General features: G+C 68.2%; 21 protein-coding genes. 9 read left to right on the top strand and 12 right to left on the bottom strand.

The window, feature by feature from the left end:
• Positions 1 to 36 precede the first annotated feature (36 nt).
• The 3 genes from groL to BLP88_RS08395 all read right to left on the bottom strand — a co-directional run bounded on the left by groL (position 37) and on the right by BLP88_RS08395 (position 2661).
• Positions 37 to 1650 carry a chaperonin GroEL gene (groL, locus tag BLP88_RS08385; protein ID WP_074588389.1) on the bottom strand — a complete coding sequence of 538 codons (1614 nt, stop codon included), beginning with the start codon at positions 1648 to 1650 and terminating at the stop codon, positions 37 to 39.
• Between the two features lie 82 nt (positions 1651 to 1732).
• Positions 1733 to 2029, bottom strand: a complete 297-nt coding sequence (groES, locus tag BLP88_RS08390) for a co-chaperone GroES (RefSeq protein WP_070347908.1) — start codon at positions 2027 to 2029, stop codon at positions 1733 to 1735.
• Between the two features lie 227 nt (positions 2030 to 2256).
• Positions 2257 to 2661 (bottom strand): hypothetical protein, encoded by a 405-nt coding sequence (locus BLP88_RS08395; RefSeq protein ID WP_218871812.1) that lies wholly within the window; start codon positions 2659 to 2661, stop codon positions 2257 to 2259.
• Positions 2662 to 2753: 92 nt separating this feature from the next.
• On the opposite strand from BLP88_RS08395, the gene BLP88_RS08400 reads away from it, so the two are divergent.
• The gene (locus tag BLP88_RS08400) at positions 2754 to 4016 is read left to right on the top strand and encodes a THUMP-like domain-containing protein (RefSeq protein ID WP_074588390.1); all 1263 of its coding nucleotides are present in this window, start codon (positions 2754 to 2756) and stop codon (positions 4014 to 4016) included.
• 14 nt (positions 4017 to 4030) lie between these two features.
• Here the strand turns inward: BLP88_RS08400 and BLP88_RS08405 are convergent, their stop codons facing one another.
• The 3 genes from BLP88_RS08405 to BLP88_RS08415 all read right to left on the bottom strand — a co-directional run bounded on the left by BLP88_RS08405 (position 4031) and on the right by BLP88_RS08415 (position 6247).
• The gene (locus BLP88_RS08405) at positions 4031 to 4849 is read right to left on the bottom strand and encodes a shikimate 5-dehydrogenase (RefSeq protein WP_281186789.1); all 819 of its coding nucleotides are present in this window, start codon (positions 4847 to 4849) and stop codon (positions 4031 to 4033) included.
• Between the two features lie 102 nt (positions 4850 to 4951).
• Positions 4952 to 5074, bottom strand: a complete 123-nt coding sequence (gene ykgO / locus BLP88_RS08410) for a type B 50S ribosomal protein L36 (RefSeq protein ID WP_074588393.1) — start codon at positions 5072 to 5074, stop codon at positions 4952 to 4954.
• A 39-nt stretch (positions 5075 to 5113) separates the two neighbouring features.
• The gene (locus BLP88_RS08415) at positions 5114 to 6247 is read right to left on the bottom strand and encodes a GTP-binding protein (protein WP_074588395.1); all 1134 of its coding nucleotides are present in this window, start codon (positions 6245 to 6247) and stop codon (positions 5114 to 5116) included.
• Between the two features lie 167 nt (positions 6248 to 6414).
• Here BLP88_RS08415 and BLP88_RS08420 point away from each other — a divergent pair, with 167 nt between their 5' ends.
• The 5 genes from BLP88_RS08420 (at position 6415) to BLP88_RS08440 (ending at position 10020) form a co-directional block, all read left to right on the top strand.
• On the top strand, positions 6415 to 7557 hold the full coding sequence (locus tag BLP88_RS08420; RefSeq protein ID WP_074588396.1) for a glutamate--cysteine ligase: 1143 nt from the start codon (positions 6415 to 6417) through the stop codon (positions 7555 to 7557).
• Between the two features lie 192 nt (positions 7558 to 7749).
• Positions 7750 to 8094: a PadR family transcriptional regulator gene (locus BLP88_RS08425; protein WP_074588398.1), complete on the top strand. Its 345-nt coding sequence runs from the start codon at positions 7750 to 7752 to the stop codon at positions 8092 to 8094.
• Positions 8095 to 8096: 2 nt separating this feature from the next.
• Entirely contained in the window at positions 8097 to 8468 is a 372-nt protein-coding gene (locus tag BLP88_RS08430) for a DUF1048 domain-containing protein (protein ID WP_074588442.1), read from the top strand.
• On the top strand, positions 8465 to 9259 hold the full coding sequence (locus tag BLP88_RS08435) for an ABC transporter ATP-binding protein (RefSeq protein WP_074588399.1): 795 nt from the start codon (positions 8465 to 8467) through the stop codon (positions 9257 to 9259). The genes BLP88_RS08430 and BLP88_RS08435 overlap by 4 nt, the downstream gene beginning before the upstream one ends.
• Positions 9256 to 10020 carry an ABC transporter permease gene (locus BLP88_RS08440; protein WP_074588401.1) on the top strand — a complete coding sequence of 255 codons (765 nt, stop codon included), beginning with the start codon at positions 9256 to 9258 and terminating at the stop codon, positions 10018 to 10020. Before BLP88_RS08435 ends, BLP88_RS08440 begins: the two co-directional genes overlap by 4 nt.
• A gap of 3 nt (positions 10021 to 10023) precedes the next feature.
• Here BLP88_RS08440 and tsaD read toward each other — a convergent pair whose 3' ends face one another.
• The 6 genes from tsaD to BLP88_RS08470 are packed head-to-tail and all read right to left on the bottom strand — an operon-like array spanning position 10024 to position 15305.
• Positions 10024 to 11151, bottom strand: a complete 1128-nt coding sequence (gene tsaD / locus BLP88_RS08445; protein WP_074588402.1) for a tRNA (adenosine(37)-N6)-threonylcarbamoyltransferase complex transferase subunit TsaD — start codon at positions 11149 to 11151, stop codon at positions 10024 to 10026.
• On the bottom strand, positions 11148 to 11603 hold the full coding sequence (gene rimI / locus BLP88_RS08450) for a ribosomal protein S18-alanine N-acetyltransferase (protein ID WP_074588443.1): 456 nt from the start codon (positions 11601 to 11603) through the stop codon (positions 11148 to 11150). Before rimI ends, tsaD begins: the two co-directional genes overlap by 4 nt.
• 59 nt (positions 11604 to 11662) lie before the next feature.
• On the bottom strand, positions 11663 to 12334 hold the full coding sequence (gene tsaB / locus BLP88_RS08455; RefSeq protein WP_074588404.1) for a tRNA (adenosine(37)-N6)-threonylcarbamoyltransferase complex dimerization subunit type 1 TsaB: 672 nt from the start codon (positions 12332 to 12334) through the stop codon (positions 11663 to 11665).
• Entirely contained in the window at positions 12334 to 12969 is a 636-nt protein-coding gene (tsaE, locus tag BLP88_RS08460) for a tRNA (adenosine(37)-N6)-threonylcarbamoyltransferase complex ATPase subunit type 1 TsaE (RefSeq protein WP_218872189.1), read from the bottom strand. Before tsaE ends, tsaB begins: the two co-directional genes overlap by 1 nt.
• Positions 12970 to 12971: 2 nt before the next feature.
• Complete coding sequence (gene alr, locus BLP88_RS08465) at positions 12972 to 14174, bottom strand: alanine racemase (protein WP_074588405.1); 1203 nt, start codon at positions 14172 to 14174, stop codon at positions 12972 to 12974.
• A gap of 9 nt (positions 14175 to 14183) precedes the next feature.
• Positions 14184 to 15305 carry a carbohydrate kinase family protein gene (locus tag BLP88_RS08470; RefSeq protein WP_074588406.1) on the bottom strand — a complete coding sequence of 374 codons (1122 nt, stop codon included), beginning with the start codon at positions 15303 to 15305 and terminating at the stop codon, positions 14184 to 14186.
• A gap of 116 nt (positions 15306 to 15421) precedes the next feature.
• Between BLP88_RS08470 and mshA the strand changes: the two genes are divergently transcribed.
• The 3 genes from mshA to BLP88_RS08485 all read left to right on the top strand — a co-directional run.
• On the top strand, positions 15422 to 16666 hold the full coding sequence (mshA, locus tag BLP88_RS08475) for a D-inositol-3-phosphate glycosyltransferase (RefSeq protein ID WP_074588407.1): 1245 nt from the start codon (positions 15422 to 15424) through the stop codon (positions 16664 to 16666).
• Between the two features lie 92 nt (positions 16667 to 16758).
• Entirely contained in the window at positions 16759 to 18456 is a 1698-nt protein-coding gene (locus BLP88_RS08480; protein WP_074588445.1) for a formate--tetrahydrofolate ligase, read from the top strand.
• A 328-nt stretch (positions 18457 to 18784) separates the two neighbouring features.
• The coding region (locus BLP88_RS08485) for an HNH endonuclease signature motif containing protein (protein WP_074588409.1) at positions 18785 to 20409 on the top strand (1625 nt) is incomplete at its 3' end.

A 20409-nucleotide genomic window follows, 5' to 3' on the forward strand; every position in this document is an offset into this window, starting at 1 on the left:
CCGGTTCCCTTGGGAACCGGGCCATTTGCTACGCAATTAGTGGCTGTGGCCTGCGTGGGCGTCCTCTTCCTCGGCCGGCTTCTCGGCAACCAGGGTCTCGGTGGTGAGAACCAGGGCTGCGATGGAAGCGGCGTTGCGGAGGGCGGAGCGGGTGACCTTGACGGGGTCGATCACGCCGGCGGCGATCAGGTCCTCGTACTCACCGGACTTGGCGTTGAAGCCGTGGTTCTCGGCCTGCTCGGACACCTTGGCGACGACGACGTAGCCGTCGAAGCCGGCGTTCTGGGCGATCCAGCGCAGCGGCTGGGTCAGGGCGCGGCGGACGATGCCGACGGCGGCAGCCGCGTCACCTTCCAGCTTGTTGACCTGGCGGTCGTCATCCAGTGCCTTGAGGGCGTGGATGAGGGCCGAACCGCCGCCGGAGACGATGCCTTCTTCAAGGGCGGCACGCGTGGAGGACACGGCGTCCTCGATGCGGTGCTTCTTTTCCTTGAGTTCGACCTCGGTGGCAGCGCCGACCTTGATGACGCCGATGCCGCCGGCCAGCTTGGCCAGGCGTTCCTGCAGCTTCTCGCGGTCCCAGTCGGAATCGGTGCGGGACAGTTCGGCACGCAACTGGGCAACACGGCCGGCCACGTCTTCGGCAGAGCCTGCGCCGTCGACGATGGTGGTGTTGTCCTTGGTGACCGTGATCCGGCGGGCGGTGCCGAGGACCTCGAGGCCCACCTGGTCCAGGCTCAGGCCAAGCTCCGGGGAGACAACCTGGGCTCCGGTGAGGGTGGCGATGTCCTGCAGCATGGCCTTGCGGCGGTCGCCGAAGCCGGGAGCCTTGACGGCCACGACGTTCAGGGTGCCGCGGATGCGGTTCACGATCAGGGTGGACAGGGCCTCGCCGTCGATGTCTTCGGCAATGATGAAGAGCGGCTTGGCGGCCTGGAGGGCCTTCTCCAGCAGCGGCAGGAATTCCTGCAGGGAGGAGATCTTGCCCTGGTTGATCAGGATGAGGGCGTCCTCGAGTACCGCTTCCTGGCGTTCTGCGTCGGTGACGAAGTACGGGGACAGGTAGCCCTTGTCGAACTGCATGCCCTCGGTGAGGACCAGTTCGGTCTGGGTGGTGGAGGATTCCTCGATGGTGATGACGCCATCCTTGCCCACCTTGCCGAAAGCCTCGGCCAGGAGCTCACCGACCTCTTCGCTCTGGGCGGAGATGGCGGCGACGTTGGCGACCTGGGTGCCTTCGACTTCGCGGGCGTTCGCCAGCAGGCGGGCGGCCACGGCCTCGACGGCGACCTCGATGCCGCGCTTGATCTCGCCCGGGGCGGCGCCGGCGGCTACGTTGCGCAGGCCTTCCTTGACGAGTGCCTGGGCGAGCACGGTGGCGGTGGTGGTGCCGTCACCGGCGACGTCGTTGGTCTTGGTGGCGACTTCCTTGGCCAGCTGTGCGCCAAGGTTTTCGTAGGGGTCGTCCAGTTCGACTTCGCGGGCGATGGTGACGCCGTCGTTCGTGATGGTGGGGGCGCCCCACTTCTTGTCCAGCACGACATTGCGGCCGCGCGGACCAAGGGTCACCTTGACGGTGTTGGCGAGCTTGTCGATGCCGGCTTCGAGCGAGCGGCGGGCAGCGTCATTGAACGCAAGCTGCTTTGCCATGGTTGTGTCCTTTCAAGACGGAAAACCCGCACCGCGGGCGGCCGGGAAAACCGGTCCGGCCTGCGGTGCGGGGTCCAGGGAATTACTTGACGACGATCGCGAGGACGTCGCGGGCGGACAGCACGAGGTACTCGGAGCCACCGGTCTTGACTTCGGTTCCGCCGTACTTGGAGTAGATGACGACGTCGCCAACAGCGACGTCCACCGGCACGCGGTTGCCGTTGTCGTCGAAGCGGCCGGGGCCTACTGCGACAACTTCGCCTTCCTGCGGCTTTTCCTGGGCGGAGTCCGGGATGACCAGGCCGGAAGCGGTGGTCTGCTCTGCTTCGAGCGGGCGGACAACGATACGATCCTCGAGAGGCTTAATGGAGACCGACACTCGGATCTCTCCTTTACGTGAGGTAGTGCATGGACTATCAAACCAGGGGTGCCGTAGCGGGCTTGCCGTCGTCGCGGTGCCGGCAAGTGCCTGCGGCATGATTAGCACCCTCCATGGGAGAGTGCTAACTCAGACTCTATGCAAGCGTTAGCACTCGGTCAAGGTGAGTGCCAGCGTTTCGTCCTTGGTGAACGGACGCAGCCTCCCGGCCGCGACCGCGGAACGATTCACTGGCCGGCCAGGTCCTCGAAATCCACGTCCTCGCCGTTCTCCTCGTCGCCTTCCTGCGCGGCGCCGCGGTTCAGGTAGAGGACCACTCCCCCGGCCAGGGCTGCGACCGCGGAGAGCACCAGCACAACGAGCGCACCAATCCGGACCCCCGAGTAGCTTTCGCGGATCTCCCGGGCTTCCTCGGTGGCGTCCTGGACACTCTTTCCGGTCATCGAATAGGCGGCGGCGTTGAAGGAATCGAGGAAGAAGACGATGATCAGCAGGACGACGCAGACGACCGCGACCGAAACGCCGGCGATGACGGCGGGACGCGCATAGGCGGCGAGCCGGGCAGGAATCCTGCGGCCCTGGCGGGAGGTCGGAGTAGGGTCTTCGGACTGGCGGCTAATGCTGTCTTCCATGCATTCAACCCTAGCCTTCCGACCACGCAGCCGCCCGCGCAGCAGGGAACCCGAGGGGATTCCACGGCGGCACGGCAAGTAGGCTGGATGGCATGCCCCACAGCCCCCAGGCACCGAACGCCACGGCCCCCCAGGACCAGATTGCCCCCTTGCTGACCACCGAAGGCTGGGAACTGCTCGCCTCCCTGGGTCCGTACCGTGAAAGCGAATCCCTGGCGCTGAACTCGAGCCTCCGGAAGGCCGGGCACTCCCCCGAACTGGTCTCCGCCGTCCTCACCCAGTCAAGGCTGCGGACCCGCGCCGAGGCCAAGTTCGGCGAGTTCGCCCGGCAGTTGCTCTTCACCCAGGCCGGGCTGGAGCAGGCCACGCGCCTGGCCGTGGCCGCCCGCCACGCCGAACGTTTCGCCGCCGCCGGCACTTCCCACGTGGCAGACCTGGGCTGCGGCCTGGGCGCCGACTCGATGGCCCTGGCCTCCCTGGACATCCCGGTCACCGCCGTCGAATTCGATGAGACCACGGCGGCCTGCGCCACGATCAACCTGATGCCGTTCCCGCATGCTTCAGTGGTCCACGCGGACGCCACCTCGGTGCCGCTGGACGGGATCGACGGCGTGTGGCTGGACCCGGCACGGCGCACCACCTCGACGTCGGGAACCACCCGGATCTGGGATCCGGAGGAATTCTCGCCGCCCCTGTCCTTCGTGGAGTCGCTGGCCGCGTCCGGCAAGTCCGTGGGCGTCAAGATGGGTCCCGGCATGCCGCACGATTCCGTCCCCGCGGGCTGCGAGGCACAGTGGGTCTCGGTGGGCGGGGACGTCACCGAGGTGACCTTGTGGTTCAACAAGGTGGCCCGTCCGGGAATCCGCCGCGCCGCCTTGCTGCTTGGCCCGCGCGGCGCCGCCGAGATCACCAGCGCCGAAGACTTCGGCGCCGGCCCGGTTCCTGACATCGGGCCCGTGGACGGCTACCTGTACGAGCCGGACGGCGCGGTGATCCGCGCCGGCCTGGTGGCAGACCTCGCGCTCCGCCTTGGCGGGCACCTGCTCGACGAGCACATCGCCTACATCTGCGCCCCCGAACTGGCGGACACGCCGTTCGCACGGGCCTACAAGGTCCTCGAGACCATGCCGCTGAACGTCAAGGTGCTCAAAGCCTGGGTGAAGGCGCAGGGCATCACCACCCTGGAGATCAAGAAGCGCGGCGTATCCACTACGCCCGAGGAACTCCGCAAGCAACTGCTGCCCGGTGCCTCAAAGTCGAAATCCGCCGCTAAAGGCAAGCCCGGCAAAGCCGCCACGCTGGTCCTGACCCGGATCGGCGACGAGCGGACCGCCGTCGTCGTCGAACCGGTCTGAACCGGAACCCCGCCTTACTGCTCCCGGACGAACGCTTCCGCCGCGGCCACCTGCTCGGCGCTCGGCGTGATGCCGGTGTACAGGACGAACTGCTCGAGGGCCTGGATGGTGGCGACTTCGGCACCGCTGATCACCGTCTTGCCGGCGGCGCGGCCGGCCTTGATGAGCGGCGTTTCGGCAGGGAGTGCGACGACGTCGAACACTACCTGCGCGGCGGCGACGGCAGTCTCCGGGAAGGACAGCGCGGCCGCGTCGGGCCCGCCGGCCATGCCGACCGGGGTGACGTTGACGATGACGTCCGCGGTGCTGTCACCCGGTTCGGCCTGCCAGGCGAAGCCGTAGAGATCCGCGAGCGCCCGGCCGGTCTCTTCGTTGCGGGCCACGACGGTAACTTTGGTGAATCCGGCGTCGCGGAAAGCGGCGGCGGTGGCCTTGGCCATGCCGCCCGCACCGCGCAGGAGCACCGTTGAGTCCGGGCTGATGGCGTTGCGTTCGATCAGCTGGGCGATTGCCGTGTAGTCCGTGTTGTAGGCGGTCAGCACGCCGGAATCGTTCACGATCGTGTTGACGGAGTCGATGGCCGAGGCGGAGGCGTCCATCCGGTCCACCAGGGCGATCACGTCCTCCTTGTACGGCATTGACACCGCGCAGCCGCGGATGCCCAGGCCCCGCACGCCTGCAATGGCGTTGCCGAGGTCCGTGGGGGCGAAGGCCTTGTAGATCCAGTTCAGGCCGAGTTTCTCGTACAGGAAGTTGTGGAACCGCGTCCCGTTGTTGCTCGGCCGGGCCGAGAGCGAGATGCAGAGGGTCATGTCCTTGTTGAGGATCGGCACGGGAACTTCCTTTGGATCGCGGGGCTGTAGACCTAGCGTAAGCCGTGCCCAACGGCCGGGGCTCCGCGATCGGTGCCCCGGCCGCCCCCATGCCGCCGGACGCTAGCCCTGGCGAGCCTTGAAGCGCGGGTTCAGCTTGTTGATGACAAAGGTTTTCCCGCGGCGCCGCACCACCTGGGCGCCCGGGATTTTCTTCAATGCGCGCAGCGAGTTCCTGACCTTCATGTTTCTCCTTCGATTGCAGTTGTTACAGGGTGGCTTCTGTTAGAGGGTGGCTTCGAGCTCGAACGGATCCTCCAGTTCCCGGAAGTCCCGCAGCATCTCCTCTTCGCTGAGTGCGCAGCCATCCAGCAGTTCGCGGATTTCCGCCGCGTCCACGTCCTCGCCGCGCCCGGTTACCGCAAGTACCGTCCCGCGATCGCCGAAGCGCGGATGCCAGTCGAGGGCGGCGTCGACGTCGGACATCCCGGCCGGCACCGGCGCCTCCTGGTCGGCGATCCACTGGCCGGTGCTTTCCAGCCAGACCCGCGGGCCCACGCCCTGGACCGCAATCCGGGTCCGGGCGGCGGACGCGATCCACAGGCGGCCACGCATCCAGTGCGATCCGGCCGCCAGCTGCGGCAGCGCCGCCCGGAAGCGGCCCGGATGCAGGGGCCGCTCCACCTTGTGAAGGACTGTGAGGAAGCAGCCGGATTCGCTCTCCAGCGGGACCCGCACCGAGCCTCGCCGTGTCCGCGCCAACGCCTCGCTGCCGTCGTAGCAACCGGGACGGAACGTCCCTGATGGCCCGACGACGGCGGCGTGCGGGGCCAGCTGTGCCAGCAGTTCGGTGCCCTGCCGCCAGGGTTCTCCCTGTTCCCGGTCCCCTGCGGCGAGCGCGGCGCCCACGCCCGGATGGGCCAGGACGGTGTCGGCGTGGGCGAGCTCTCCGATAAGGAATTCGCCGCTGGTCCGGTTATCGTCCGGAATGGCCGTGAAGCCGGATTCGTACAGGGTGTGCTTGTCCCAGATGTGGTCCTCGAGCTCGGCGGGATCAATGGCCAGGACTGCGTTGTCGATGACTACGGCCGCGCCGAGTCCGTGCCCGAGTTCCGCCACGGCCATTTCCACGGACACCCCCGGCGGCAGCGCCAGCACCGCATGCTGGTAGCCGAGGCCGGCCAGCCGCTCGACGGTGGGCACAACGTCCAGCTTGACGGTGCAGCTGAGGCAGCCGTGCTCCAGGACACTTTCCGCCTGCTCCAGCAGGCGGCCGCCGCGGAGGATCCGGCGCAGAACCAGGGAGCCATCGAGGAGGTCGTGGAAGACGGTGACGGAATCGGGATGCCCCTGGTCGAGCCGGGCGGCCGCAGCTTCACGGCAGCGGCTGTCCAGGGAACTGACAACGGAAAGATGCATTGCTTCAGCCTACATGCAAATCATTCTCATTAGCAAGGGGTTGGATTGTCTTCGCATTACTCCTGACGGCGGAGGAATCCCCTTGCTGCACTAGACTTGGTGCATCCGCTGAGGGGCCCCGCAGTGGGCATGGCCCGGGGGACTTGGACACACTAGAGGGGACCTTCGTGCAGATTGATTTCGCTTCATCCAGGCAGTCGACCCTGGGAGTGGAATGGGAGCTCGCGCTCGTCAACGGGCGCACCGGCGAACTGGTTTCCGTCGCCAACGATGTCCTTCGGGGCGTCGCCGCACAGCATCCCGAGCTGAACGAGGACGACGAACACCCGCACATCAAGCGAGAACTGCTCCTGAACACCGTGGAACTCGTCACCGGAATCTGCACCACGGTCCGCGAAGCCAAGGAAGACCTGGCCCGTTCCCTGAAGGCCGTCCGGGAAATCACCGACCCCATGGGCGTGGAACTGTTCTGCGCCGGCAGCCACCCCTTCAGCCCGCCGCAGCTCCAGCCCGTCACGGACAAGGAACGCTACGCCAAGCTGATCGACCGCACCCAGTGGTGGGGGCGGCAGATGGTCATCTACGGGGTCCACGTCCATGTCGGCCTGGACAGCCGGGACAAGGTCCTTCCGGTCCTCGACGGACTGGTCAACTATTTCCCGCACTTCCAGGCATTGTCCGCCTCCAGCCCGTTCTGGGGCGGCGAGGACACCGGCTACGCCTCGCAGCGCGCCCTCATGTTCCAGCAGCTGCCCACCGCGGGCCTGCCCTTCCAGTTCCCGGACTGGGCAGAATACGAGTCCTACGTGCAGGACATGTTCACCACCGGCGTGATCGATACCCTGTCCGAAATCCGCTGGGACATCCGCCCCGTGCCGAACCTCGGCACCATCGAGATGCGGATCTGCGACGGCCTGGCCAGCCTGGAGGAAGTGGGCGCGATCGCCGCGCTGACCCAGTGCCTGGTGCACGAATTCGCCATGATCCTGGACAACGGCGGCACCATCCCCACCATGCCGCCCTGGCACGTCCAGGAGAACAAGTGGCGCGCCGCGCGCTACGGCATGGACGCCATCATCATCCTGGACGCCGAGGGCAACGAGCAGCTGGTCACGGACCACCTCAAGGAAACCCTGGTCCGCCTGGCCCCGGTGGCAGCGAAGCTCGGCTGCGAAGAGGAACTGGCCGACGTCGGGAAAATCATCGCCCGAGGTGCCGGCTACCAGCGCCAGCGCCGCGTCGCCGCAGAGCACGACGGCGACCTGCAGGCCGTGGTCCTGGACCTCGTCCAGCAGATGCGGGCCGGCTAAACCCCTCCCCCTTTCGCACCGGAGTCGCCGGAGAGCTGCCCGGTCGCTGGAATTTTCCGGCGACCCCGCAGGCCTCCGGCGACTTCGGCGTTTAAGCCCCTTGCGCTTCCACTACTTAGCGCTACTATGCACTGGTAGCTAGTAACACTGAGTACTAGTAGTTAGTAACACCAAGTAGTTAGGAGGTGGCCGATGGGCAAGCAGATGACGGAGATGCTCAAGGGCACTCTGGAAGGCATCGTCCTCGCCCTGTTGACCGGAAAAGCGGCCTACGGCTACGAGATCACCACCCTGCTCCGGGACCAGGGCTTCACGGACATCGCCGAGGGCACCGTGTACGCACTGCTGGTCCGGATCGAGCAGAAGGGTCTTGTCGACGTCGAGAAGCGGCCGTCCGAGAAGGGACCGCCGCGCAAGGTGTATTCGCTCAACGGGCAGGGCAGGCAGGAACTCGAAGAGTTCTGGAGGACCTGGAGCTTCCTCGCAGAACGCATCGCGCAGCTCCACATCACCGACCACATCAAGGGAGAGAAATGACCATGGCCGCCAAATGGATCGAAGCACTCACCGGCCCGCTCGAGCAGAAGAAGCAGTACAAGCAGGCGAAGGCACGCCTGGATGCCCTGCCGGAGCCCTACCTCGGCGCAGCCAACGCCTTCAACCGGTACCTCATGTACTACGGCGGTGTCACCGACGGCGACACCATCGTGCAGATGTTCGCCGACTTCGCCGACCTCTGGGAGCGCGCCGCCGTCGACGGCACACCGGTGGCCGACATCGTCGGGGAGGATCCGGTCGAATTCGCCGAAACCTTCGCCCAGGCATACGGCGGAAAGCGCTGGATCGACAAGGAACGTGCCCGCCTCATCGAGGCGGTCGAGAACGCGAAAAGGAAGGAGGCAGGATCATGACAACTACAGCCATCCGGGTACAGGGCATCGAGAAATCGTTCAAGGACCTGCGGGTACTGCGGGGCGTCGACTTCGAGGTCGCGCGGGGCAGCATCTTCGCCCTGCTCGGCTCAAACGGCGCGGGGAAGACCACGCTCGTGCGGATCCTCTCCACGCTGTTGAAGGCCGACGCTGGAACCGCGACGGTTCTCGGCCACGACGTCGGGGCGAACCCCGGCGAGGTGCGCGAATCGATCAGCCTGACCGGGCAGTTCGCCGCCGTCGACGAAGTGCTCACCGGCCGGGAAAACCTCGTGCTGGTGGCGAAACTGAGGCACTTGGCGAATCCGGGCGCGATCGCGGACGGACTACTGGAACGCTTCTCGCTCACCGAGGCGGGCGGCCGCAAGGCCGCCGAGTACTCGGGCGGCATGCGGCGCCGGCTCGACATTGCGATGAGCCTGATCGGCAACCCGCCAGTCATTTTCCTCGATGAACCGACCACCGGCCTCGACCCGCAGGCGCGCATCGAGGTGTGGCAGACCGTCAAGGAACTGGCCGGCCACGGCACCACGGTGCTGCTCACCACGCAGTATCTCGACGAGGCCGAGCATCTCGCCGACCGGATCGCGATCCTGCACAAGGGCACGATCATCCAGAACGGCACGCTCGGCGAGCTCAAGCGACTGCTGCCGCCGGCCGAGGTCGAGTACGTCGAGAAGCAGCCTTCGCTTGAGGACGTCTTCCTGGCGCTCGTCGGGGAACCGGCTGGGGAAGCTGAAGAACAGGAAAAGAAGGAGGCATCACGATGACCACGCACATCCTTGGCGACACCGGCGTCCTCACGGGCCGCTCGCTACGCCACATCCTCCGCAGCCCCGACACGATCATCACCACGGCGGTCACGCCGATCGCGCTGATGCTGCTGTTCGTGTACGTGCTCGGCGGCGCGATCAACACCGGATCCGGCGGCTCGTACATCAACTACATGCTTCCCGGCATCCTGCTGATTACGATCGCCTCCGGCATCGCGTACACCGCCTACCGGCTGTTCCTGGACATGCAGGGCGGCATCTTCGAGCGCTTCCAGTCCATGCCGATCGCCCGCTCCAGCGTGCTCTGGGCGCACGTGCTGACCTCGGTGGTGTCGAACCTCGTCTCGGTGGCGCTCGTTGTCGGTGTTGCCCTTCTCATGGGGTTTCGCACCGGAGCATCCGTGGGCGCCTGGCTCGCGGTCGCCGGAATCCTTGTCCTGTTCACCCTGGCGCTGACCTGGCTGGCCGTGATCGCCGGGCTTTCCGCGAAGACTGTCGACGGCGCGAGCGCGTTCAGCTACCCGCTGATCTTCCTGCCGTTCATCAGTTCGGCCTTCGTGCCCACCGGCACCATGCCCGGCCCGGTGGCCTGGTTCGCGGAGAACCAGCCGGTGACGTCGATCGTGAACTCCATCCGGGCGCTGTTCGCCCAGCAGCCGGTGGGCAACGACCTCTGGATCGCGCTGGCGTGGTGCCTGGGCCTCCTGGGCTTCGCCTACGCGCTGGCGGCGTCCGCCTACCGGCGCAAGGTCAGCTGAGACCTATACCGAGACCGTGGTGACCGGCAGCGAGGAATCCGGGGCGAAGGCAACCCCGCTCGGCGCGATGCCGGCCATCACCAACTGGGCACCGAGGGCGGCCACCATGGCACCGTTGTCGGTGCACAGTTGCAGGGGCGGAACGTGCAGGGTGATCCCGGCGGAGCGGCAGCGCTGCCCCGTCAGTTCCCGCAGCCGCGAGTTCGCCGCCACTCCCCCGCCCAGCAGCAGCTCGGTAATGCCGTTCTCCCGGCAGGCCAGCACGGCTTTCGAGGTGATGATGTCCACCACCGCTTCCTGGAAGGCAGCCGCGATGTCCGCCACCGGGACCTCCTCGCCGCGTGCCTCGAACTGTTCCACACAGCGGGCGACGGCGGTCTTGAGTCCGCTGAATGACCAGTCGTAGCGGTGCGGGCCGGGTTCCTCCGCGGTGCCCATGTACTTGGGCTGGCTGAGACCGCGCGGGAAGCGGATCGCCTTGGGATTTCCGGTCCGGGCGATCTTGTCGATGGCCGGCCCGCCCGGGTAGCCGAGCCCGAGGAGCCGGGCCACCTTGTCGTAGGCTTCCCCGGCGGCGTCGTCGATGGTGGAACCCAGCAATTCGACGTCGTCGGTAATGCTGCGGATCCGCAGGATCTCCGTGTGTCCGCCGGACACCAGCAGTGCGCCAAGGTTTTCGGGCAAGCGGTTTTCGGGCAAGCGCTTTTCAGGCAGGCGGTTTTCGGGCATGTCCAGCAGCCCGACACCGACATGCGCCACCAGGTGGTTGATCGCGTACAGCGGTTTGCCGCTGGCCAGGGCCAGGGCCTTGGCGGCGCAGACACCCACCATGAGGGCTCCGGCCAGGCCGGGTCCGGAGGTGACGGCGATCGCGTCCACGTCCTCCAGGGTGACGCCGGCGGTGCGCAGGGATTCCTGCAGCGTGGGCACGAAGGCGTCGAGGTGGGCGCGGGAGGCGATCTCCGGGATCACCCCGCCGAAGCGCACGTGTTCGTCCATGGAGGAGGAGACCGTGTTGCTGAGCAGGGTGGTGCCTCTGACGATGCCCACGCCGGTCTCGTCGCAGGAGGATTCGATCCCGAGGACGAGCGGGCCGGCTTGGCGGGGGTCGCTGGCGGGGGCGGAGTTCACGCGGTGGGTCCTTCTGTGGTGGGTCCTTCGGTGAGTGGCAGCCTCATGATGAGGGCGTCCGTGCCGTCACGGTAGTAGCGCGGCCGGGTGTGGATCTGTGTGAAGCCGAAGCGCAGGTAGAGCTGCTGAGCGCGGGGGTTGTCCGCCCGCACTTCCAGCAGGACGTCGTCCGCGCCGCGGCGGCGTGCCTCGGCGATCAGCTCGGCGAGCACGGCCGAGCCGATGCCGCGGCCTTCGAATTCGGGAACGACGGCGATCGTCTGGATGTCCGCGATCGGCTGGACGCACATCAGCCCCGCGTAGGCCACGATCCCGCCGTCGGCTTCGGCCACCACATAGCGGCGCGTTTCCGGCTGGGAAAGCTCGTCGATGAACATCTGAAGCGGCCACGCATCCACCGGGAACAGCCGGCGTTCCAGCCGTTCGACGGCGGCCAGGTCGCCGTCGTTCATGTCCCGCAGCACCACGCCCGCCGGCAGCCGGGCGGGCGCCAGGAACTCTTCGGGGGCGCTCACAGGGCACGCTTCCGGGGTCCGGGCACCTGCGCGTCCGATTCGCGCAGGTAGAGCGGGGTGGAGTCCGGCAGCTCCCGGCCGGCGGAGAGCAGGGCGAGGGCGAACTGGCCGAGGGACGCCGCGCTGGGCTGGGTGTCCTGGAAGTCCTCGTCGGCTTTGACCACGTCGGCGTAGATCCCGGCGCCGGCGCCGTACACCGGAAGGTCCGGCAGTTCGGAAGCGAAGCCGACGTGCGGGCCGTCCGCGAGTTCCGGAAGCTGGCCGTCGAGCAGGGTGTAGCGGGCCCAGTAGACCTCCTTACGGCGGGCATCGGTGGCCACTAGGAATTCGGCGGGCGCGCCGGTGGACTCGGCCACTTCAAGGGCAATCGCGTCCAGGCTCATGAGGCCGTACAGCGGCTTGTTCCAGGCGAAGGCCAGGGTGCGGGCCGTGGCGATCCCTGATCGCAGGCCGGTGAACGGGCCCGGGCCCACGCCGGTGACGATCAGGTCGATGTCCGCTCCACTGACGCCCGCACCGGCGAGCAACTGCTCGATGCCGGGAACAAGGACCTCCGCGTGGCTGCGGGTGTCCTCAGTGGCGAAGGAATCCACCACGCCCTCCATGGCGTCGTCGGAGATGAGGGCGGCACTTGCCACGGCCGAGGTGTCGATGGCCAGGATCAGCATCAGTTGTTCTCCTCCGGAAGAGCGGGAGCCTCGTGAAGGGCGGTGGCCCCATCAAGGGCGGGCGCAAGGACGTCGGGCACGGTGGCCCAGCGCGGACCGAAGCCGCGGAACACAATGGCGCGGGGTTCGTCGTCATCGTCGGTGTCGAAGTCCAGGACGGCGTCTCCGGCAGCCGCCTCGCCGGCCGCTCCCCCAACAGGCCGGTGGAGTTCGACGTCGAGGCGGCTTTCGGCCAGGTGCTCCACCCGGCCGCGGCCCCACTCCACCACCGTCACGGACGAGTCCATGGTGTTTTCCAGGTCGATGTCGTCGATTTCCGCGGCAGATTCGAGGCGGTAGGCGTCCACGTGCACCAGGTCCGGGCCGCCGGGGCGCGGACCGTCCGGCAGGTTCGGGTGGATCCGCACCAGCACGAAGGTGGGTGAGATGACCCCGGCACGCACGCCCAGGCCTTCGGCGAGGCCCTGGGTGAAGGTCGTCTTTCCGGCACCAAGCTCGCCGGTGAGCACCAGCAGGTCCCCCGCCTCCAGCACCCGCCCCAGGGCTGCGCCGAGCGCGTGGGTGCCATCCGCGGTCGGGATGCTGACCGAACGCTCCCAGGACGGGCCGCTGCCCTGGTCCACTGGATTCTCCAGGCTCACAGCGCAGCCCCTTCCACGGGCGCAAGCTCGTTGATGTAGCTGCGCGGAACGCGCGGGCTGATGCGGGTGACGATCTCATAGTTGATGGTGCCGGCCGCCGCGGCCCAGTCGTCCGCCGTCGGGCCGCCGTCGGCGCCGTCACCGAACATGACCACCTCCGAGCCGGGCAGCGCTGCGGCCTGCTCCGGGTCCAGGTCGCCGAAGTCGACCACCATCTGGTCCATGGCGATCTGTCCCACCACCGGGTAGCTGGTGCCCTTGATCCGGACCGGACCCCCGGTGGCCACCCGGGGAACGCCGTCGGCATAGCCCAGCGGAATGAGCCCGAGGGAGCTTTCGCCTTCCGTGCGGTATTTCAGGCCGTAGGACACCCCCTGGCCTTTCGGGACGCGCTTGCAGTTGGAGAGCAGGGTGCGCACGGTCATGGCCGGGCGCAAGCCAAGTTCGGAAGAAGGCTGGCCGTCGAACGGGGAGAGCCCGTACAAGCCCAGGCCCACCCGGACGAGGTCGAAATGCGCGTCCGGCCGGGACAGCGTGGCCGGGGTGTTGGCGATGTGCCGCACCTCGGGGTCCACGCCGGAATCCTCGGCCATCGCCAGCGCCTCGCGGAACACGGCAAGCTGTTCGTCAGTTTCCGGACGATGCGGTTCGTCGGCCACCGCGAGGTGCGAGAAGATGCCCACCACCCGCAGCAGGCCCTCGTCCTGGTGCTCCATGGCCTTGCCGAGCAGCTTGTCCCAGTCGTCGATGGTGCAGCCGTTGCGGCCCAGGCCTGTATCGACCTTCAGGTGGATGCGGGCGGGACGCTCCTGTTCCCGGGCGGCGGCCACCACGGCGTCCAGTTCCCAGCCGGAGATCCCGATGTCGACGCCGGCGGCCACTGCCGCGGCGAAGTTGCTTTCGCTGGTGTGCAGCCAGGCGAGCAGCGGAGCGTCGATGCCTGCGGCACGGAGCCCGAGGGCTTCGGAGATGTGGGCCACGCCAAGCCAGCGGGCCCCGGCGTCAAGGGCCGCGCGGGCCACCTGGACGGCGCCGTGGCCGTAGGCATCGGCTTTCACCACGGCCATGACCTTGGCGGGGGATGCGATGGCCACAAACTGCCGGACGTTATGCCTGATGGCCTCGAGATCGATGACGGCCGAGCGTTCCAAGACGGAGGGGGTTGGAGAATCAGGGCGTCCGGATACTTCGTAGCTCACCCAACGATTCTAATGCTGGGCGGGGAGCGCGCTTGACGGCGGGCGCAGCGCGGAGCGGCGGAGTGCCCCGTCAGGGACCCTGCTGACAATGTCCTCGAGGAAGGCGAAGCGCCGGAGCCACTGGCTGGACTGGCGTTCGGGCCGGGCGTTGGCCCGGTGCCACCAGTCGGCGATGTCCCCCCAGCCCGGAGCCGAGAAAGAGCCGCCCAGTTCCTGCACGGACAGCGAGGCGCAGAGATTGGCGAAGCGCAGCCGGTCCCCCAGCGGCCAGCCGGCCAGGCAGCCGACAATGAAGGCGGCGCCGAAGCAGTCCCCTGCCCCCGTGGGGTCGTGGGCTGTCACGGGCAGGGCCGGCACCCATTCCTCCTCGCCGCTTTCGGAATCCACCGCCATGGCGCCCTGCGCGCCCAGGGTCACCACCGCCACGGGGACCCGCTCGGCCAGCATGTACAGCGCGGACCACGGGTTGTCCGTTCCGGTGAACGCCATGGCCTCGCGCTGGTTGGGCATGAAGGCGTGGAAGTAGCCCAGCTGCTCCAGGCGTTTTGCCGACCAGGCCCCGCTCGGGTCCCAGCCGGCGTCGCCGAAGATCTTCACCCCGGCGCCGTGCGCGGCCAGCACCCAGGGCTCGGCTTCCTCGGCGAGGTCGGCGACGGCGGCGAGCGCCCTGGGCGGTGTGCCGATCAGTTCCGATCCGCTCAAGGGTGCCGGCAAGCCATGGGTGACCATCGAACGGTCCTGTTCGACGCACAGCGACACCGTCACCGGCGAAGGCCAGCCCGCGAAGCGCCGGGACAGCGAGAGGTCCACCTCTTCCTGGCTTTCGAGGATCTTCCAGTTCACGTCGCCGTAGCCGTCATCGCCGAAAGCGGCGGCCAGGCTCGTGCGCAGCCCGAGCCTGGCCGCCGCGATGGCCTGGTTCGCGACCCCGCCCGGGCAGCTTCCCATCCCCTGGCTCCACACTTCGGTTCCCGGCTCGGGGCGCTGCCCCAGCCCCGTGAAAATGATGTCCTGGAAGACGGTTCCGCTCAGCAGCAGGTCGCAGCCGCCGTCGTCCGCTGCTCCGGCGGGCCGCACGGCGGCGAGGGGATCAAAATGCTCCCGGCCGTTGTGTTCCCGGCGTGCCTCCATGCACGGCAGACTACGCCGCCCCGGGTGGCAGGAGTAGTGTTTTCTTCGGCAGGGGTTTGTTCGGGCCGGTGCGGTTCCGCCGCCTGCGGCAGAGAGTGTTGTGCAGGAGGTGTGGCGTGTCCCTGATCCGCCGTGTGGCCTTCCTTTCCCTGCATACCTCCCCCATGGAACAGCCCGGAAGCGGCGACGCGGGCGGTATGAACGTCTACATCCGCAACCTGGCCGCGGCGCTCGCGGACCAGGGTGTGGAGGTGGAGATCTTCACCCGGTCCACCGTGGACGGGCAGCCCGCCATTGAACATCCGGCGCCCGGGGTCTGCGTCCACAACGTACTGGCCGGCCCGCCCCGGAAACTGCCCAAGGAACACCTCCCCGAGCTGCTGCACGCCATGGTGGTCCAGATCGAAAAGATCCGCCAGCGCCAGCCGCACGGACGCTACGACCTCGTCCATTCGCACTATTGGGTCTCGGGCGTGGCGGGGCTGGAACTCTCCCGCATGTGGGGCGTTCCGCTGGTGCACACCATGCACACCATGGCGAAGGTGAAGAACCTGGTCCTGGCCTCCGGCGAACGTCCGGAGCCTCGGCGCCGGGAGGAGGGCGAGCAGCGGATCGTCGACGGCGCCGCCCGGCTGGTTGCCAACACCGCGGCCGAAGCCGAGGAACTGGTGTCCCACTACCATGCCGACTTCGACCGGATCGACGTGGCCCCGCCGGGTGTGGACCTGTCCGTCTTCACCCCGGCGTTCCGGAGCCGCTCCCGGCGCGAACTGGGGGTACGGCCCGGAAGTTTCCACCTTCTCTTCGCCGGCCGGATCCAGCGGCTGAAGGGCCCGCAGGTCTTCCTGGCCGCCGTCGCGCTGCTGCGGGCACGGCGCCCGGACATCGATCTCGAACTCACCGTCCTGGGGGCCCTGAGCGGGGCGAAGGACTTCAACCTCCGTTCCATCATCAGCGAGGCGGGACTGGACGACGTCGTCACGCACCGCCCGCCGGTGGACGCGCCGGAGCTGGCGGGCTGGTTCCGTTCAGCGGACGTGGTGGTGATGCCTTCCTACAGTGAGTCCTTCGGGCTGGTGGCCTTGGAGGCACAGGCGTGCGGCACCCCGGTGGTGGCGACGCAGGTGGGCGGGCTGAGCCGGGCAGTGCAGCACGGGCGCACGGGCCTGCTGGTCGACGGGCATGACCCGGCGGACTGGGCCGACGCCCTCGAGGCCCTGTACGACGACCCGCAGACCCGGCAGGACATGGGCCGGGCCGCCGCAGTCCACGCAGAAGATTTCGGCTGGCAGCGGACGGCGCTGCGGAGCCTGGACAGTTACCAGGCCGCGGTGGGCGGGCTGGTGTTGCCGGGGGCGTGAAACGGCGTGGCCGCCTTCGCTTGTCCGGCGCGCCGGCTGGTAGATTCCGGACATAGCTGGATAGCAGGCCGTTCCGGACCGGAAGGACAATGATGTCTGAAAGCAAGGCTCCTGGAAGCATGAGCGATCTCGAGATCGCCCTCAAAGCGACGCTCCGGCCGATCGAGGAGATCGCCGCGGAAGCCGGAATCCCGCCCGAAGCTCTGGAACTCTACGGCCGTTTCAAGGCCAAGATCGATCCCGCCAAGCTCACGCCGCGGCCGGGCAAGGCCCCGGGAAAGGTGGTCCTGGTCTCGGCGATGTCCCCCACCCCGGCCGGCGAAGGAAAGTCCACCACCACCGTGGGCCTGGCCGATTCGCTGGCCCGGGCCGGCCACAAGGTGATGATTGCGCTGCGGGAACCGTCGCTGGGCCCGGTGCTCGGTATGAAGGGCGGCGCCACTGGCGGCGGCTATTCGCAGGTGCTGCCGATGGACGAAATCAACCTGCATTTCACCGGCGACTTCCATGCCATCACCGCGGCGAACAACGCCCTCATGGCCCTCGTGGACAACCACATTTTCCAGGGCAACGAACTGGGCATCGATCCCCGGCGCATGACCTTCAAGCGGGTCATGGACATGAACGACCGCTCCCTGCGCGAGGTGGTGATCGGGCTCGGCGGCCCCGTGCAGGGCGTGCCCCGGCAGGACGGCTTCGACATCACCGTGGCCTCGGAAATCATGGCCGTGTTCTGCCTGGCCCGGAACCTCGCGGACCTGCGGGAGCGCCTGGGCCGGATCACCTTCGGATACCGTTACGACCGCTCGCCGGTGACCGTGGCGGACCTTGGCATCCAGGGCGCCCTCGCCCTGCTGCTGAAGGACGCCATCAAACCGAACCTGGTGCAGACGATCGCGGGAACGCCGGCCCTGGTGCACGGCGGGCCGTTCGCGAACATCGCGCACGGCTGCAATTCCCTGATCGCCACTGAAACCGCCCGGCAGCTGGCCGACATCGTGGTCACCGAGGCCGGCTTCGGGGCCGATCTCGGCGCGGAGAAGTTCATGGACATCAAGGCGCGGATCGGCGATGTGGCTCCCTCCGCCGTCGTGGTCGTGGCGACCATCCGGGCGTTGAAGATGCACGGCGGAGTCCCCAGGGAGCAGCTCACCGAACCCAACGCCGAAGCCCTCGCCGCCGGCGTCGAGAACCTGCGCCGGCACTTGCACAACGTGGAGAAGTTCGGGATTACGCCCGTGGTGGCCATCAACCGCTTCGGCAGCGACTCCGCCGCGGAGCTCGACTGGCTCCTGGACTGGTGCGCCCGGGAGGGCGTCCAGGCGGCGGTCGCCGATGTGTGGGGCCGGGGCGGCGGGGGCGACGGCGGCGACGAGCTCGCGGCGAAGGTCGCCGCTGCGGTCGCGTCGCCGTCGTCCTTCCGCCACCTGTACCCGCTGGAACTGTCCGTGGAGGGCAAGATCCGGACCATCGCGCAGGAGATCTACGGTGCGGACGGCGTCGAGTTTTCCGTTCCCGCGCAGCGGCGGCTGGCGGACATCCGGAGGAATGGCTGGGCGGGCCTGCCCGTGTGCATGGCCAAGACCCAGTACTCCTTCACGGACGACGCCACGGTCCTCGGCGCGCCCAAGGGCTTCACCATCCACGTGCGGGACCTCATCCCGAAAACCGGCGCCGGCTTCATTGTGGCCCTCACCGGCGCGGTCATGACCATGCCCGGCCTGCCCAAGGAACCCGCCGCGATGCGGATGGACGTGGACGCGGACGGCAACGCGGTGGGGCTGTTCTAAGACTTGGTTACGGACTAACGCGTGTCTTCCGGGCTGCGGCACGGGTTCGATGCGGCGGGGCCGTGTTTGGGCGGGCGGTGGGCACTGCTTTGCGGGGCGGTACCGGGCGGCGCGCTGACCGGCAGTGTTCGGGCAGGCGCATGACGGCGGGGTGGCCGCTGGGCGCGGGCGCGCACCGGACGGGTCCGGGCCGGGCGCTGACACCGCCGGCGCATCTCGCCGCACATTTTGCCTCCTGGCATCAGCGCCAGGGGCCGGCCGAAAGATAGCGCTCCGGAGGAGCTCTCGCCGTCGGAAAAATGTCGGACCCCCTTGCTTGAATGGGTTCATGGAGATCACCACTGCTTTGGAGGAGAGGGCACCGCGAACCGACGCGGTGACCGATCCCTTGCTGGTGCTTGATGGACTGGTCTCTACCTTGCAGTCCGTGGAGTCGGCGATCGCAGGTTTGCAGGCCTTGCGGGAGTACACGTTGGCCCTGGCGTCCCGCGTCGCGGAGGTGCTGGCCGATGAGGACATGCACGACGGCGGCGCGCTGCCGCCGGGCGCCGGCGCGGTACCGCCGGGGCTCAAGGACGCAGGGCGGTGGGACGCGGCAGAGCTGGCGCAGCGTGCCGTCGCAGCCGAGATCGCCACGGCGACCCGCGCGAACGACCGCACCATACAACGACAGATGGGCCAGGCCGTCGAACTCCTCGACCGGTTCCCTTTGACGTTCCGTGCCTTGGCGCACGGCCGGATCAGCCTGGCACATGCCCGCGTGATCCAGGACGCCGGGACAGCACTCGCCGACCCTGCCGCATTGTCCCGGTACGAGGCCGTCGTGGTGGCCTGCGCGGAACAGCAAGCCCCCGGCCGGGTGCGGCGCCTGGCCGTCCGGGAAGCCGAGAAAGCCCAGCCCGAACCATTGGCCGCCCGGCATGAACGCGCCAGCGCAGAACGGCGCGTCTGGGTGAACCCGCTGCCCGACGGCATGGCCGAACTCGCCGCCGTCCTGCCCGCAGCCGTGGCCTACGGCATCCACGACCGCCTCACCCAAATGGCCAAGACGCACGCCGACCTGGCACAACAACACGCAGCAGCAGCCGACCGGACCACCGAAACTACCTGCGGCGTTGACCAGTGCACCACAGACCAACGCACCGATCAACGCTGCACCAACCAGCGCACCGCCGATCAATGCAGCACCAACCAGCCCACCGCCGATCAGCGCACCGATCAACGCTGCACCAACCAGCGCACCGCCGATCAATGCAGCATTGACCAGCTCCGGGCCGACCTCCTGTCGGACCTGCTGCTTCGCGGCGCCCCCGCCGGCCACGACACCCCGGACGGTCTCCTCGCAGCGATCACCGCCCGTGTGGATGTCACTGTCCCCGTCTTGACCCTGATCGAGACGGCGGACCCGTCCTGCGGGCCGAATCTGTCCGGCGGCCACCCCACCGCCTCCATGGACACCACCGTGAAGGCCGGGGCCTCCGGCGCCCCATCCGCCCAGAGTCGGGCCACCGAAGACCCGTCCACACAGATCCGGTACGACCAGGTCCCCGCCGAGCTGGACGGGCGCCACCCCATCGACCCCTCCACCGCCATCATCCTCGCCGGCCAGGCCACCGCCTGGAACCGGGTCCTCACCGACCCGGTCTCCGGAGCTGTGCTGGCCGTGGACAGGTACCGGCCCGGCGAAGACCTCAAACGCCTCCTCACCGCCCGCGACACCAGATGCCGCTTCCCCGGCTGCGGAATCAAAGCCCGGGATCTTGACCTGGACCACACCCACGACGCCGCACTGGGCGGACCCACCGAAACCGGCAACCTCGCCGGACTCTGCCGGCGCCACCACATGCTCAAGCACCACTCACGATGGAAACCCCGGCAAACCGGGGCCGGGGTCCTCGAATGGACCAGCCCCACCGGCCGAAAACACACCGACCACCCACCCATACCCGCGAC

The organism is Arthrobacter cupressi, from assembly GCF_900099975.1.
In the GTDB taxonomy this organism is placed as follows: Bacteria; Actinomycetota; Actinomycetes; order Actinomycetales; family Micrococcaceae; genus Arthrobacter; species Arthrobacter cupressi.

Excerpts from the sequence above, each read along its gene's own strand:
- groL (WP_074588389.1), bottom strand. The coding sequence starts at position 1,650 with ATGGCAAAGCAGCTTGCGTTCAATGACGCTGCCCGCCGCTCGCTCGAA.
- BLP88_RS08470 (WP_074588406.1), bottom strand. The coding sequence starts at position 15,305 with ATGGAGGCACGCCGGGAACACAACGGCCGGGAGCATTTTGATCCCCTC.
- BLP88_RS08400 (WP_074588390.1), top strand. The coding sequence starts at position 2,754 with ATGCCCCACAGCCCCCAGGCACCGAACGCCACGGCCCCCCAGGACCAG.
- rimI (WP_074588443.1), bottom strand. The coding sequence starts at position 11,603 with ATGAACGACGGCGACCTGGCCGCCGTCGAACGGCTGGAACGCCGGCTG.
- BLP88_RS08440 (WP_074588401.1), top strand. The coding sequence starts at position 9,256 with ATGACCACGCACATCCTTGGCGACACCGGCGTCCTCACGGGCCGCTCG.
- BLP88_RS08435 (WP_074588399.1), top strand. The coding sequence starts at position 8,465 with ATGACAACTACAGCCATCCGGGTACAGGGCATCGAGAAATCGTTCAAG.
- BLP88_RS08425 (WP_074588398.1), top strand. The coding sequence starts at position 7,750 with ATGGGCAAGCAGATGACGGAGATGCTCAAGGGCACTCTGGAAGGCATC.
- BLP88_RS08430 (WP_074588442.1), top strand. The coding sequence starts at position 8,097 with ATGGCCGCCAAATGGATCGAAGCACTCACCGGCCCGCTCGAGCAGAAG.
- BLP88_RS08395 (WP_218871812.1), bottom strand. The coding sequence starts at position 2,661 with ATGGAAGACAGCATTAGCCGCCAGTCCGAAGACCCTACTCCGACCTCC.
- BLP88_RS08480 (WP_074588445.1), top strand. The coding sequence starts at position 16,759 with ATGTCTGAAAGCAAGGCTCCTGGAAGCATGAGCGATCTCGAGATCGCC.
- ykgO (WP_074588393.1), bottom strand. The coding sequence starts at position 5,074 with ATGAAGGTCAGGAACTCGCTGCGCGCATTGAAGAAAATCCCGGGCGCC.
- BLP88_RS08415 (WP_074588395.1), bottom strand. The coding sequence starts at position 6,247 with ATGCATCTTTCCGTTGTCAGTTCCCTGGACAGCCGCTGCCGTGAAGCT.
- tsaB (WP_074588404.1), bottom strand. The coding sequence starts at position 12,334 with ATGCTGATCCTGGCCATCGACACCTCGGCCGTGGCAAGTGCCGCCCTC.